The sequence below is a fragment of the Streptomyces sp. A18 genome (assembly GCF_059026065.1).
This window is the reverse complement of record NZ_JBWLKL010000012.1, coordinates 20,977-34,413: the sequence shown is the minus strand read 5'-3', so window position 1 is coordinate 34,413 and position 13,437 is coordinate 20,977. Positions and strand designations below refer to the sequence as shown.

The 13,437-nt window shown below is 72.1% G+C and carries 13 protein-coding genes and 1 pseudogene; 6 read left to right on the top strand and 8 right to left on the bottom strand.

Features of this window, described 5'->3' with window-relative positions; all coding sequences use genetic code 11:
- Positions 1–40: 40 nt before the first annotated feature.
- From AC5P1C_RS20540 to AC5P1C_RS20520, 5 genes and pseudogenes are all read right to left on the bottom strand, one after another.
- Positions 41–1,318: an amidohydrolase family protein gene (locus AC5P1C_RS20540; RefSeq protein ID WP_493867327.1), complete on the bottom strand. Its 1,278-nt coding sequence runs from the start codon at positions 1,316–1,318 to the stop codon at positions 41–43.
- A 190-nt stretch (positions 1,319–1,508) separates the two neighbouring features.
- Positions 1,509–2,192: a GntR family transcriptional regulator gene (locus AC5P1C_RS20535; RefSeq protein WP_493867326.1), complete on the bottom strand. Its 684-nt coding sequence runs from the start codon at positions 2,190–2,192 to the stop codon at positions 1,509–1,511.
- A gap of 52 nt (positions 2,193–2,244) precedes the next feature.
- Positions 2,245–2,599: pseudogene (locus tag AC5P1C_RS20530) on the bottom strand (VOC family protein).
- 10 nt (positions 2,600–2,609) lie between these two features.
- The gene (locus AC5P1C_RS20525; protein ID WP_493867325.1) at positions 2,610–2,759 is read right to left on the bottom strand and encodes a hypothetical protein; all 150 of its coding nucleotides are present in this window, start codon (positions 2,757–2,759) and stop codon (positions 2,610–2,612) included.
- A gap of 28 nt (positions 2,760–2,787) precedes the next feature.
- A complete protein-coding gene (locus tag AC5P1C_RS20520) occupies positions 2,788–3,888 on the bottom strand; it encodes an enolase C-terminal domain-like protein (RefSeq protein WP_493867324.1) in 1,101 nt (366 codons plus the stop codon).
- 295 nt (positions 3,889–4,183) lie between these two features.
- On the opposite strand from AC5P1C_RS20520, the gene AC5P1C_RS20515 reads away from it, so the two are divergent.
- Positions 4,184–6,031: a transketolase gene (locus AC5P1C_RS20515; protein ID WP_493867323.1), complete on the top strand. Its 1,848-nt coding sequence runs from the start codon at positions 4,184–4,186 to the stop codon at positions 6,029–6,031.
- 6 nt (positions 6,032–6,037) lie between these two features.
- On the opposite strand, the gene AC5P1C_RS20510 is transcribed toward AC5P1C_RS20515, so the two are convergent.
- On the bottom strand, positions 6,038–6,499 hold the full coding sequence (locus AC5P1C_RS20510; protein ID WP_493867322.1) for a hypothetical protein: 462 nt from the start codon (positions 6,497–6,499) through the stop codon (positions 6,038–6,040).
- Between the two features lie 240 nt (positions 6,500–6,739).
- Here AC5P1C_RS20510 and ligD point away from each other — a divergent pair, with 240 nt between their 5' ends.
- Together ligD and AC5P1C_RS20500 are read left to right on the top strand one after the other, a co-directional pair.
- Complete coding sequence (gene ligD / locus AC5P1C_RS20505; RefSeq protein ID WP_493867321.1) at positions 6,740–7,696, top strand: non-homologous end-joining DNA ligase; 957 nt, start codon at positions 6,740–6,742, stop codon at positions 7,694–7,696.
- A gap of 67 nt (positions 7,697–7,763) precedes the next feature.
- Positions 7,764–8,528, top strand: a complete 765-nt coding sequence (locus AC5P1C_RS20500; protein WP_493867320.1) for a GvpL/GvpF family gas vesicle protein — start codon at positions 7,764–7,766, stop codon at positions 8,526–8,528.
- Positions 8,529–8,576: 48 nt separating this feature from the next.
- On the opposite strand, the gene AC5P1C_RS20495 is transcribed toward AC5P1C_RS20500, so the two are convergent.
- Together AC5P1C_RS20495 and AC5P1C_RS20490 are read right to left on the bottom strand one after the other, a co-directional pair.
- Positions 8,577–8,747 carry a hydrophobic protein gene (locus AC5P1C_RS20495; protein ID WP_493867319.1) on the bottom strand — a complete coding sequence of 57 codons (171 nt, stop codon included), beginning with the start codon at positions 8,745–8,747 and terminating at the stop codon, positions 8,577–8,579.
- Positions 8,748–8,865: 118 nt separating this feature from the next.
- Positions 8,866–9,675, bottom strand: a complete 810-nt coding sequence (locus AC5P1C_RS20490) for a class I SAM-dependent methyltransferase (protein WP_493867318.1) — start codon at positions 9,673–9,675, stop codon at positions 8,866–8,868.
- A gap of 180 nt (positions 9,676–9,855) precedes the next feature.
- Between AC5P1C_RS20490 and AC5P1C_RS20485 the strand changes: the two genes are divergently transcribed.
- The 3 genes from AC5P1C_RS20485 (at position 9,856) to AC5P1C_RS20475 (ending at position 13,243) form a co-directional block, all read left to right on the top strand.
- Complete coding sequence (locus AC5P1C_RS20485) at positions 9,856–11,475, top strand: ABC-F family ATP-binding cassette domain-containing protein (protein ID WP_493867317.1); 1,620 nt, start codon at positions 9,856–9,858, stop codon at positions 11,473–11,475.
- A gap of 82 nt (positions 11,476–11,557) precedes the next feature.
- Positions 11,558–12,169: a TIGR03086 family metal-binding protein gene (locus tag AC5P1C_RS20480; RefSeq protein WP_493867316.1), complete on the top strand. Its 612-nt coding sequence runs from the start codon at positions 11,558–11,560 to the stop codon at positions 12,167–12,169.
- 45 nt (positions 12,170–12,214) lie between these two features.
- Positions 12,215–13,243 (top strand): AraC family transcriptional regulator, encoded by a 1,029-nt coding sequence (locus AC5P1C_RS20475; RefSeq protein ID WP_493867315.1) that lies wholly within the window; start codon positions 12,215–12,217, stop codon positions 13,241–13,243.
- The last annotated feature ends 194 nt before the right edge of the window (positions 13,244–13,437 follow it).

The following is a 13,437-nucleotide window of genomic DNA, read 5'->3' as shown; positions in this document are numbered from 1 at the left end:
GGGGGATGACTGCCGGGAGGGGCGGGGGACTCGAGGGAGTTCAGAGCGCGAAGCCCGAACGGACCACGCGTACGGGCTTCTTGAGGGCCGTCACGTCGCCGAGCGGGTCGCCGTCCAGGAGGAGCGCGTCCCCGGCGAAACCGCGTGCGAGACGGCCCGCCGTGCGCTCGATGCCGAGCAACTTCGCGGCGCCGGTGGTGGCCGTGCGGAGGGAGTCGAGGGCGGAGAGACCCGCCGCGCGCATCAACTCCACCTCGCGGCCGATGGGCTTGATCTTGCCGCCGGAGGAGTCCGTGCCCGCCGCCAGCGGTACACCGAGGTCGTGCGCGGCGAGCACGGCCCGCTTCAGGACCGGCAGGTACTGCCGGCCGCGCTCGGCGAGCACGGGGTCCGACGACTCGGCGAGCCCGGCGATCGCGGTGAGGGTGGGCGTGAAGTACGTGCCCCTGCGCCGCATCTCGTGCAGCGTGCGCTCGCCGACGAAGGCGCCGTGCTCCAGCGAACGGATGCCTGCCATGACGGCGTCATGGCAGCCCTTCTCGCTGTAGCTGTGGCAGAGCACGCCCTTGCCGCCGCGCCGGGCCGCCGTGACCACGGCGGACAGCTGCTCGCGGTCGTATACCTGGGCCAGCGGGTCCTGCTCGGGCAGGCCCGCCCGCTCGTTGACCCGGGTCTTGATGACGTCGGCGCCACGGGCGAGGTTGACCTCGACGACGCGGCGCAGCGCCTCGGGCGAGCGCACGCCGTCATGGAGCCTGGCCAGCGGGGTCAGATCCGGGTCGGCGAGGATCGTGTCGCCCAGGTCGGGCGTGACGAAGACACCGGCGGCGCGCAGCCTGGGCGCCTGCTTCGGGGCCTGGCGGGCCAGCTCCCGTACGGCGATGTCCTGGTAGAAGTTGGTCGATCCGCTGCGGGCGCTGGTCGCGCCGAGCAGCACCGCGTCGCGTGCCTCGGCCGCGGTGTTGAGGTGGATGTGCGCGTCGACGAGCCCCGGCAGGATCCAGCGCCCGTGTGCGTCGAGTACCTGAGCCCCTTCGGGCACCTCGGTCCGCCCACGCCTGCCCGCCGCGCGGACGACGCCGTCCACGATGACGACCACCGCGTCCTCGGTCACCTCTCCGGTCGCGGGGTCGAGGAGGGTGCCGCCCTCGATGACCAGATCACCACCGGTCTGCCGTCCCTCGCGACCGGCGGCGTTCGCCTGCGATGCGGTGGTGGCCGTCAGCGCGGCCGTGGTCCCGGCGAGCGCCGCGGCACCCGCGAGGACTCCTCGCCTGGTGAGCCGGGATGACGGAGGCGGGATGGACTCGACGCACATGGGGCTGCTCCAGGACGTGTTGCGGAGGGGTCGCGTCCGCAGTTTGTATACCAAGCTGGAGTGGGCCGCAAGGAGGGGCGAGGAAATGTGCAGATTTAGGCAGGTGATTGCTCAAGGGGGCGGTAAGGGTGAAGGGTGTTGGTATACAGAACGTGCTCCTAGTGGCCGCTACGGGCGCCGCTAGTGGCAGCTAGGGGCCGTTCTCCTCGAAGAGTGACCGCAGCGCGACCGCCTGGCTGTCCCGCACGTGCAGCAGCGTGCTCGCCGCCGCCGTCTCCTCGTCGCCCGCCGCGATCTGGCGGTAGATCAGGTCGTGCTGGGCCCGCATGTGGTCGGGCTCGGCGCGCATGCCGAACAGGAGCTGGAGCTGCCAGCTCAACTGCTCCATCGTGCGCGCCAGGAGGGGATTGCCGGAGAGGGACACGATGCCCTCGTGGAACGCCGTGTGCGCGGCGACCTCGCGCGGCCCGTCGTCCACGTCCGACGCCCACTCGGCCTGGTCGAGCGTGGCCCGCAGCGCGGCGAGCCCCGGCGGCTCGTCCGGTGCCTCGGCCGCCACCCGGCGCGCGGAGAGCCGGGACGCCTGGACCGCGAGCGGCTCCCACACCTCGTACAAATGCCGCACGTCGGAACGTTCCAGGCGGCGCACCCGCACCCCGCTGTGCGGCAGGAGTTCGAGCAGCCCCTCGGCCACCAGCGCGCGCATCGCCTCCCGCACGGGGACCCGCGACATCCGCAGCTCCTCGGCGACCTCGCGCTCCACGAGGCGCGCGCCCAGCGGATAGCGGCGGTCCACGATGCGCTGCCGGACGGCTTCGCGCGCCTGGGCGCTCAGCGACACCCGCTCCGTACCGTCCGCCGTACTGCCCGCCACGTGCACCGTCCTCCGTTCGGCCTGCCTGCCGTGGAGGATACGGGCAGACCGGTCAGGTCGCGGGGCGCCGGTCCGCGTACTCGAAGACCGTGCCGTCCGGGTGCACCGCGATCAGGTTGCGGCCCACCGGCGTCGGCACGGGGCCCGCGATGACTCGGGCGCCGGACGCGTTCAGGACGTTGTACGCCTCGTCGACGTCCGGTACCGCGATCGTCGCCGAGACCTTCCGGAGGATCTCGAGTTCCCGCTCGGGCCCGCTCATCAACAGAAAGCAGCCGACCGCCGCGACCGATACGCCCTCACGCTCGAAGCGCTGCGCGGGACCCCCCCGCGAGGCGTTCGTAGAAGGCGACCGAGGACTCCAGGTCCTCGACGCAGATTCGCAGCGTGGCTCCCAGGATCTCCATACGGGCGAGCCTAGTTGGCCCGGCCCGCCCGCGAGATCGTTTCCGGCGACTTCCGGGGGTTCCACCCCGTGGCGGCCACCACATCCGCCGCGATGTCCTCGATCCGCCGCCCGTCCGTCACCACGCGTACCCCGATGAGCAGCGCTTCCGTCGTGCGCACGAGCCGGGCGTGGCCGCCCGGCGCGCCCTCACGCGACCCGATACTCCTCGACTTCCTCCGTGCGTCGCAGCTCCAGGCCGTGGCCGACACCGCCGTAGGGGCGGACGACGCCGCCCGTCGGGTCGAGGGCGCCGTCGAAGAACATCGACTCGACCCGCACATGGTCGTGCAGCCACTCGATGTGCCGCAGATTCGGTACGCAGGCGGCGACCGCGGCATGCGCGTGCGGGGCGCAGCGGGCCGAGACCTCGATGCCGTGCGCCTGCGCGAGGGCCGCGGCTCGCAGCCACTCGGTCAGGCCGCCGCAGCGCGTCGCATCCAACTGGAGGCAGTCCACGGCGGGGACCATTCGCGCGAAGTACGAGAGGTCGTAGCCGTACGCACCGGCCGCCACGTCGCACACCAGCGCGTCCCGCACCAGCGCGAGCCCCCGCAGGTCGTCCGACGGCACCGGCTCCTCGAACCAGCCCACCCCGTGCTCGGCGAGCGCCCGGCCCACCCGGATCGCCTGCTTGCGGTTGTAGCCGCCGCTCGCGTCGACGTACAACTCGGCCTGCGGGCCGACGACGCCCCGCGCGGTGCGCACCCGCAGCACGTCGCGGGCCGCCGCACGCCCCCAGGCCTCACCGACCTTGATCTTGACGCGGGGTATGCCCTGCCCGTGCACCCAGCCGTTCAGCTGGGCCGCCAGATGCGTGTCGTGATACGTCGTGAAGCCCCCGCTCCCATAGACGGGGACCTCGTCGCGGGCCGCGCCCAGGAGGCGTACGAGCGGGACCTCCAGGAGGCGGGCCTTCAGGTCCCACAGGGCGATGTCGATCGCCGAGACGGCGCACGACGCGGCGCCGGGGCGGCCGGTGTCGCGGATCGACTTGGTCATCGCCGCGTGCGCCGCGGGGATGTCGAGCGCGTCGAGGCCGGTGATGGCCGGTGCCAACTGCTCGGCGATCAGCGCCACGGTGGACGCGGGCGCGTAGGTCCAGCCCGTTCCCGTGGCGTCGCCCGCGGTGATCTCGACGAGCACGATGGTCGTGCTCTCCCACGCGAGGGTGCCGTCCGCCTCGGGGGCGTCCGCGGGGACCACGTAGGCGGACAGGGCGGGGCTTTCGATGAGCACTGCGTCCTTCATCGGGACCGTCCAGGATCACGTGCGGGGGTGGGGGGCCGGGGTGCGGTGTGGTGTCGGCTCACGCCCCGCACCTGCGGCGGCGTCAGCGGACGGGTATCCCGAAGCCCGGCGGGCAAACGGTGCCTGTGCCGGTCCGGGCCCCGAAGTGCGGTGGAGTACGGCGGAGTTTGGCGGCGGTTCGCCGGGGCAATCGAGAGGTCCCGCGTGCCAGGGTCGTAGACAGGTCGCGCGTGCCGATGGCCGACGCGACCGGCGGACCGCCGGAACCGAACACGAACCCAAGGAGGGCCCCGCCATGACCGCAATCGAACTCGCCCCGCTCGCACGGCAGTTGCGGGTCGACTCCGTCCGGGCCGCGGATGCCGCGGGCTCCGGTCACCCCACCTCGTCGATGTCCGCCGCCGACGTGATGGCGGTGCTCCTGGGGCGCCATCTGCAGTACGACTTCGACCGGCCCGACCACCCCGGCAACGACCGCTTCATCCTCTCCAAGGGCCACGCATCGCCCCTCCTCTACGCGGCCTACAAGGCGGCGGGGGCCGTCACCGACAGCGAGCTGCTGACCTTCCGCACGCAGGGCAGCCGCCTCGAAGGGCACCCGACACCGCGCCGCATCCCGTGGGTCGAGACCGCCACCGGGTCCCTCGGACAAGGCCTTCCCGTCGGCGTCGGCATGGCGCTCTCGGGCAAGCGGCTCGACCGGATCCCCTACCGGGTCTGGGTGCTGTGCGGGGACAGCGAGCTCGCGGAGGGCTCGGTGTGGGAGGCCGTCGAGCACGCGGGGTACGAGCACCTGGACAACCTGACGGCCATCGTCGACGTCAACCGCCTGGGGCAGCGCGGCCCCACCCGCCACGCCTGGGACCTCAAGGCCTACGCCCGCCGGCTCGCCGCCTTCGGCTGGCACGTCGTCGAGGTCGACGGCCATGACCTGGACGCGGTCGACCTCGCCTTCCAGGAGGCACGCTCCACCCCCCGGCAGCCCACCGCCATCCTCGCCCGTACCGTCAAGGGCAAGGGCGTCGCCGCCGTCGAGGACCGCGAGGGGATGCACGGCAAACCGCTGCCGGAGTCGGCAGCGGCGATCGAGGAGCTGGGCGGTGTGCACGACGTGCGCGTCGAGGTGCGAAAGCCCGCAGCGGCGCGGGCGCTGCGCGCGACGCGCAGCGGCCATCTGGAGCTGCCGCGCCACGAGGTGGGCGACCGGGTCGCCACCCGCACCGCGTACGGCCAGGCGCTCGCCGCGCTCGGCACCGCGCGCGGCGACATCGTGGCCCTCGACGGAGAGGTCGGCGACTCCACGCGGACCGAGTACTTCGCCAAAGAACACCCCGACCGCTTCTTCGAGTGCTACATCGCCGAGCAGCAACTCGTCGCCGCCGCCGTAGGGTTGGCGGCCCGCGGCTGGATCCCGTACGCCTCGACGTTCGCCGCTTTCCTCACTCGCGCCCACGACTTCGTCCGCATGGCGGCGGTCAGCGGCGCGGGCATCAGCCTCGTCGGCTCCCACGCGGGCGTCGCCATCGGCCAGGACGGTCCTTCCCAGATGGGCCTCGAAGACCTGGCGATGTTCCGCGCCGTACACGGCTCGACGGTCCTGTATCCCTGCGACGCCCACCAGACGGGGAAGCTCGTCGCGCAGATGGCGGGCCTGGACGGCGTGCGGTACCTGCGTACGTCACGGGGGGACACGCCCGTCATCTACGGGCCCGGCGAAGAGTTCCCCGTCGGCGGCTCCAAGGTCCCGCGCTCGTCCGACGCCGACCGGCTCACGCTGGTCGCGGCGGGCGTGACCGTCCATGAGGCGCTGACAGCCGCCGAGTTCCTGGCCCGCGAGGGCATCCAGGTGCGGGTCGTCGACCTGTACTCGGTCAAGCCCGTCGACCGCGCCACTCTGCGCGAGGCCGCCGAACGCACCGGCTGTCTGCTGACCGTCGAGGACCACCGGCCGGAGGGCGGCATCGGCGACGCCGTCGTCGAGGCCTTCAGTGACGGAGGCCCGGTGCCGCGCCTGGTGCGGCTCGCGGTGAACACGATGCCCGGCTCGGCGTCCCCCGCCGAGCAGTTGCACGCGGCGGGCATCGACGCCGAGTCCATCGCGGCGGCGGCCCGGCTGCTCGTGGAGCAGGCGGTCGTGCGGTGAGGCCGGTCAATGCCTCTTCGGTTCCGTGACCCGCGCCTTGAACCAGGCGTTGGCCGTGGGCCGGAACATCAGGACCATCGCCACGAGCACCGCGCTCAGATGCAGCACGCGACTCGCGCCGAACAGGACGTCCACCGCCCCCGGATCCCGGAAGGCGTCGCCCGGCGAGTGCCCGTCGGCCAGCCACCGGACGGGCTCGATCACCAGGGAGAGCGTGCCGAAGACACCGAGACCCACGGCCAGCGTCAGACGGGCCCAGTTCTTCCCGCGACGCATCTGTACGGCGACCAGCACGGCCGCCGAGAAGACGGTCATCCGCAGCAACAGGCCGCCCGCGATCTCCCCGGCGGACGCGTCGCCGTCGGACACCATCCCGCCGACCATCAGCACCATCTCGAAGAAGCCCGCCACGACCGCGGTGATCCAGAGCGCGAAGGCGGCGTCGACGGGCGGGGGAGCGGAGGGCACACCGCCGCTCGACCGGGAGGAAGGGAAAGGGCGTCGGCCTCCGGGGCGCGCCGCGCTCTCGGAGGGCTCCGGGTGCCCGGGATGCCGCTGCGTTCCGTTCGCCATGGTGTGCCTCGCTCACTCCGGTCCACCCTGAACCGTCTCCCTGAATCCTTCCGGCGCACGCGGCCCGCGGCACGCCCGCCGGCCCCCGTCTTCAGGTGTTGTCAGCACCCCTACGCAGCATGAAAGGAACCCCACATGACCAGCGCACGAACCCTGCGGGCGGGACGCCGCACCGTACGACTGCACCGGCCCGACAAGGTGCTCTTCCCGGCCTTCGGCGACTCCGGCGGCGGCGACGACAAGGGGAGCGGCGGCGCGCGCTACACGAAAGGGGACCTCGCCGACTACTACCGTGCCGTCGCCCCGTTCATGCTGCCCCACCTGCGCGGTCGCCCCCTGATGCTGGAGCGGCACCCGGACGGCGTCGACGGACCCCGCTTCATGCAGAAGGACACCCCCGACCACTACCCGGAGTGGATCACCCGTGCCGAGGTCGCCAAGGAGGGCGGCACCGTCACGCACACCGTGTGCGACGACACCGCCACCCTCCTCTACCTCGCCGACCAGGCCTGCCTCACGCTGCACCGCTGGACGTCCCGCGTCGGCGGGGCCGGCGTCACCCATCCCGACCGGCTCGTCTTCGACCTCGATCCGGCCAAGGACGACTTCGGCCCCGTACGCGAGGCGGCGCGTCTCCTGGGTGAAGTGCTGGACCACATAGGACTGCCGTCCGCCCTGATGACCACGGGCTCGCGCGGACTGCACGTCATCGTGCCGCTCAACGGCCGCCACGACTTCGACGACGTACGCGACTTCGCCAAGGACGTCGCCGACGCCCTCGTCCAGGCCCACCCGGAGCGGTTCACCACCGCCGCCCGCAAGAAGGACCGCGGCGACCGTCTCTACCTCGACGTGCAGCGCAACGCGTACGCGCAGACCGCCGTCGCGCCCTTCTCGGTGCGGGCCAAGCCCGGCGCGCCGGTGGCCGTGCCCGTCGCCTGGGACGACATCGACGACCCGGCGCTCGGCGCCCGTCGCTGGACCATCGAGGACGCCGTCGAGCAGGCCCGCACCGACCCCTGGGCGGGCCTCCTGCGCTCGGGGCGCGCCCTGGGCCCTGCACGGCGCAAGCTGCGGGCCCTGCACGGCTGAGGTTTGGCCGTCGTGCGCGGGGTCACCCGGACTCCGCGCGCGATGTGAGAGGTGAGGAGAGGGAGCGGTGAGCACGTACATCTACGGCATCGTCGGAAGCGGGGACGCCACGCCAGGCGCGGACGGTGTGGACCGCGTGACCGGCACGCACGGCATCGGTGAGCCGCCCCGTCCCGTCCGGATCGTGCGGCGCGGTCCGCTCGCCGCGCTGGTCAGCGACGCTCCCGGAGACCTGAGGCCCAAGGAGCGCGATCTGCTCGCGCACCAGAACGTCCTGTCCGAGGCGGGCGCCGTGTGGGGCGCCGTGCTCCCGATGCGCTTCGGCAGCGTCGCGCCCGACGACGATGCGGTCCTGACGGTCCTCGCGGAACGGGCCGACCACTTCGCCGAGCGGCTGCGTGCCCTGGACAGCAGGGTCGAGTACAACGTGAAGGCCTCCCACAACGAGCGCGCCGTCCTGCACCAGGTCCTCGCCGAGAACCCGGAACTGCGCGCCTTGGTCGAGGCCAACCAGCTCGCCGGAGGCGGAAGTCACGAGCAGAAACTGCGGCTCGGCGAGAAGGTCGCCGCGATGGTGCGGGCGCGCGAGGCGAGCGACGCCGACCAACTGCGGCGCGCGCTGGAGTCGACCACCGAAGCGGTCCACGCGGGAGCCGCGGGGACGGGCTGGCTGGCCGACCTCTCCTTCCTCGTGCACCGCGACGCGGCCGTGGGCTTCCTCTCCGCGGTCGCCGAACTACGCGCCGACCAGCCTCACTTGGACCTGCGGGTGCGCGGCCCGCTGCCGCCGTACAGCTTCGTGGACCCGGGCCCGTCCGAGCCCGCGGGCTGAGGCCCGCGGGCTCCGGGACAGGGCAGGACGACAGGACGGGACGTCCGGCTACCACCGGTACCAGCGGGACCTCGACCCGGAGGACGTCGTGCCGCGCTTCAGGAATCCGATCAGCCAGAGCACGAGCACGGCGATGGCGATCCACCAGAGGATCTTCACGGCGAACCCCGCGCCGAAGAGAAGCAGGATCAGCAGCAGGACGAGCAGAACGGGAACCATAGTGTGTTACCTCCTGCTGCTCCGGGTATCCCCAACTGCCGTGTCCACGCAGCGAATCGAGCACAGGTGAGTGATACGGCGCGACAGCGCGCGAGGTACCGGCACGCGGCGTGACGCGTCATTTCCGGCAGAGGATCTCTCCGTGCAGTACGGCGAACCAGCCGTCCTCCCGCTCTCCCCACGCCCGCCACGCGTCGGCGATCGCCGCCAGCTCGCCGGTCTCGGCGTGCCCGCCCTCGACGGCGACCCCCGCATAGCTGGACGCGACCGTACGGTCCGCCCAGAGTCCGCTCCACCACGCCCGCTCATCGGTCGAGCTGTAACACCAGGTGCTCGCGCTCGCGGTGACGTCGTCGAAACCGGCCTCCAGGGCCCAGGACTTGAGTCTGCGCCCCGCGTCCGGCTCGCCGCCGTTGGCGCGGGCCACCCGCCGGTACAGGTCCAGCCAGTCGTCCATGGCGGGGGAGTTCGGGTACCAGGTCATCGCCTCGTAGTCCGCGTCGCGGGCGGCGACGATGCCGCCCGGCGCGCAGACACGCCGCATCTCGCTCAGGGCCCGCACCGGGTCGCCGACGTGCTGCAGCACCTGATGCGCGTGGACGACGCAGAAGGAGTCGTCCGGGTAGTCCAGGGCGTGCACGTCGGCGACCGCGAACTCCACGTTCTCCAGGCCCCGTTCGGCCGCCGTCGCACGGGCGCGGTCCAGGATGTCGGGAGCGTGGTCGACGCCCGTGACGTGGCCGTCGGGCACGAGTGCCGCCAGGTCGGCGGTGATGGTGCCGGGGCCGCAGCCGATGTCCAGGATCCGCATGTGCGGCTTCACCGAATCGATGAGGTAGGCGGCCGAGTTGGCGGCGGTCCGCCAGGTGTGGGAGCGCAGCACGGACTCGTGGTGTCCGTGCGTGTAGACGGCGGTCTCCTCCGGCATGACGGGAACTCCTTCGCGTTTGCTGCCGCTCGTTGCGGTGGATCGAACGGTACGCTGCCATGTCGCATGATGAGACCCACGTATCACTATGTGGGCACCCGGTTGGTGTGGACGACGGCCCGGGAGCAGGCAGCTGAAACGCATTTGCAGCAACGAGCGCCCCCCACGGACAATCCCCGCATGGGACATCTGGAAGCCGCGCACATCGAGTACTACCTGCCGGACGGCCGAGCTCTGCTCGGTGATGTCTCCTTCCGTGTCGGTGAGGGCGCCATCGTCGCCCTCGTCGGGGCGAACGGCGCGGGCAAGACCACCCTGCTCCGCCTGATCTCGGGCGAGATCCAGCCGCACGGCGGCACCGTCACCGTCAGCGGCGGTCTCGGCGTGATGCCGCAGTTCGTGGGATCGGTGCGCGACGAGACGACCGTGCGCGACCTGCTCGTCTCCGTGTCGAACCCCCGCATCCGCGAGACCGCGAAGGCCGTGGACGTCGCCGAGCACCTGATCATGACCGTCGACGACGAGGCCGCCCAGCTCCAGTACGCCCAGGCGCTCTCGGACTGGGCCGAGGCGCACGGCTACGAGGCGGAGACGCTCTGGGACATGTGCACCACCGCCGCGCTCGGCATCCCGTACGACAAGGCCCAGTTCCGCGAGGTCCGCACCCTCTCCGGCGGTGAGCAGAAGCGCCTCGTGCTCGAAGCCCTGCTGCGCGGCGGCGACGAGGTCCTTCTCCTGGACGAGCCGGACAACTATCTGGACGTCCCCGGAAAGCGCTGGCTGGAGGAGCGGCTCAAGGAGACGCGCAAGACCGTCCTCTTCGTGTCGCACGACCGCGAGCTCCTCGCCCGCGCCGCCGAGAAGATCGTCAGCGTAGAGCCGGGCCCCGCGGGCGCCGACGCCTGGGTGCACGGCGGCGGCTTCTCCACCTTCCACGAGGCGCGCCGCGAGCGGTTCGCGCGCTTCGAGGAGCTGCGCAGGCGCTGGGACGAGAAGCACGCCCAGCTGAAGAAGCTCGTGCTCAGCCTGCGCCAGGCGGCTTCGATCAGCCATGAGCTCGCCTCGCGGTACGCCGCCGCGCAGACCCGGCTCCGGAAGTTCGAGGAGGCCGGCCCGCCGCCCGAGCCGCCGCGCGAGCAGGACATCACGATGCGGCTGCACGGCGGGCGGACCGGCATCCGGGCCATCACCTGCAAGGACCTGGAGCTGACCGGCCTGATGAAGCCCTTCGACATCGAGGTCTTCTACGGCGAGCGGGTCGCCGTCCTCGGCTCGAACGGCTCCGGCAAGTCGCACTTCCTGCGCCTCCTCGCCGGCGGCGACGTCGCGCACACCGGCGACTGGAAGCTCGGGGCGCGCGTCGTGGCGGGCCACTTCGCGCAGACCCATGCCCACCCGGAGCTCTTCGGCCGCACGCTCCTCGACATCCTGTGGCGCGAGCACGCCCAGGCCAAGGGGCCCGCCATGTCGCGGCTTCGGCGCTACGAGCTGACCGGGCAGGCCGAGCAGCGCTTCGAGCGGCTCTCGGGCGGCCAGCAGGCGCGCTTCCAGATCCTGCTCCTGGAGCTTGAGGGCTCTACCGCCCTGCTGCTCGACGAGCCCACCGACAACCTCGACCTGGAATCGGCCGAGGCCCTCCAAGAGGGGCTTGAGGCGTACGAGGGAACGGTGCTCGCGGTGACGCACGACCGCTGGTTCGCCCGCTCCTTCGACCGCTATCTCGTCTTCGGCAGCGACGGTCTCGTACGCGAGACGCCCGAGCCGGTGTGGGACGAGCGGCGGGTGGAGCGCAAGCGGTAGCGCCTCCTGGTCCGCGAAGTGGTAGTGCCTCCTGGCCCCGGAAGCGGTAGCGCCTTCCGGCTCCAGGAGGACAATGGCGGGTATGGCAGACACCACTGGCACAGCGGATTCGTCCGGTCCGGCGGGCCACCCGCTCCTTGCCCGGCACTCGGCCGCCCTCGAACTGTTCACCGACCGGGTGCACGCGGTCGGCGCCGATCAGTGGGACGCGCCGACGCCGTGCGCCGACTGGTCCGTGAGCGACCTCGTCAACCACCTCACCGCCGAGCAGCTCTGGGTGCCCTCGCTCGTGCGTGACGGCGCCACCATCGACTCCGTCGGCGACGCCTTCGACGGCGACATGCTGGGCCCGGACCCGGTCGCTTCCTGGGACACGGCCGCCGCCGCGTCCCGGGAAGCGTTCCGCGAGACGGGCGCCCTCGACCGCACGGTCCACCTCTCCTTCGGTGACACCGCGGCTGACTTCTACTGCGGGCAGATGATCAGCGACCTCGTCGTGCACGCCTGGGACCTGTCCCGGGCGATCGGCGCGGACGAAAGACTTCCGGGCGACCTCGTCGCCTTTTCCGTACGGGAAATCACGCCGTACGCTGCGGACTTGGCGAAGACCGGGCTCTTCGCCCCCGCGGTGGAACCACCGCAGGGCGCCGATGTGCAGACGAAGCTGCTGAGTCTGCTGGGGCGCCGCGTGTAGTCGCGGGGGAGCGCGAGTGATGTCGGGGGAGCGGGTGAATCACGCGTGAGTGCGCAGACGCTGAGGACGTCCTTCAGGACCGCGGACGTGGACGAGGCACGGCGGATGATCGGTGCCACGTTCTACAGCAACTTCATGGACGTCATCGACGGACCGCGCACGTTCCGGGCCGAGTTCGACATCGGGCAGCTCGGCGCGCTCACCCTCGGCGAGCTCAGCTGTGGCGCCGACGTGCGGATGCGGCTGGGCGAACTGGGCGCGTACCACGTGAACATACTGCTCGGTGGGCGCATGCACTTCCGGCAGGGCCGCGGCGCGGGCACCGTCGCGACGGCGGAGCGGGCCGGGGTGTTCCAGCCCGTCGGCGACACGGTGGTGGAGCGGTGGACCGGCGACTGCCGGGTCCTCGCGGTGAAGATGGACCGCGAGGCGCTCGACCGTCGCCTGGAGCAGCTCCTCGGCCGTGCCGTCCGCGCCCCGCTGACCCTCGCCCCCGAACTGGACACCACCCGTGGTCCGGGCCGCAGTTGGGCCCGCCTTGTCACGACGGTCATCGAGGATCTGAACGATGGCCTGAACGAGGGTCTGAACGAAGGCCTGAACGAGCCCCTGGGAGCGGCGCAGTCCCAGGCATCGCTGTACACGTCGCCGCTGATCGCCGCGCCCCTCCAGGAGGCGATCCTGAGCGGGCTGCTGCTCTCCGTCGATCATCCCTATCGGGACGAACTCGCTTCGCCCGCGGAGAAGTTGCGTCCGGCGCCGGTGAAACGCGCGATGGACGCCGTCGAGGAGCGGCCCGAGTACCCCTTCACCCCGGTAGGGCTCGCGGCCGAGGCGCGGGTCGGGGTGCGCTGGCTCCAGGAGGCGTTCCGCCGCTACGTCGGGATGTCGCCCATGGCGTACGTACGGGACGTACGGCTGGCCCGGGTGCGCGACGAACTGCGGGCGGCGGAGCCCGGTGAGCTCGGCGTGAGCGAGGTCGCCCACCGGTGGGGCTTCAGTCACCTGGGGAGGTTCGCCGAGCAGTACCACGCGCGGTTCGGCGAGTTGCCGTCCCAGACGCTGCGGAGGTAATCACCCGGGGACGGCGGTTGGGGGCGCGGGCGGGCCGGGGGCGCGGGCGTGCGTTATCCGGACAGTGGCCGCGCTCAGCGGATCGTCACCGCGGGGCAGCTGATTTATCGTTTTACCTGTCACCGGCTGGGCCGGTCGCTGCCCATGGGTCCACAACCCGCCCCGAGGGCGCGGCCGTGACGGACCACCGGGGA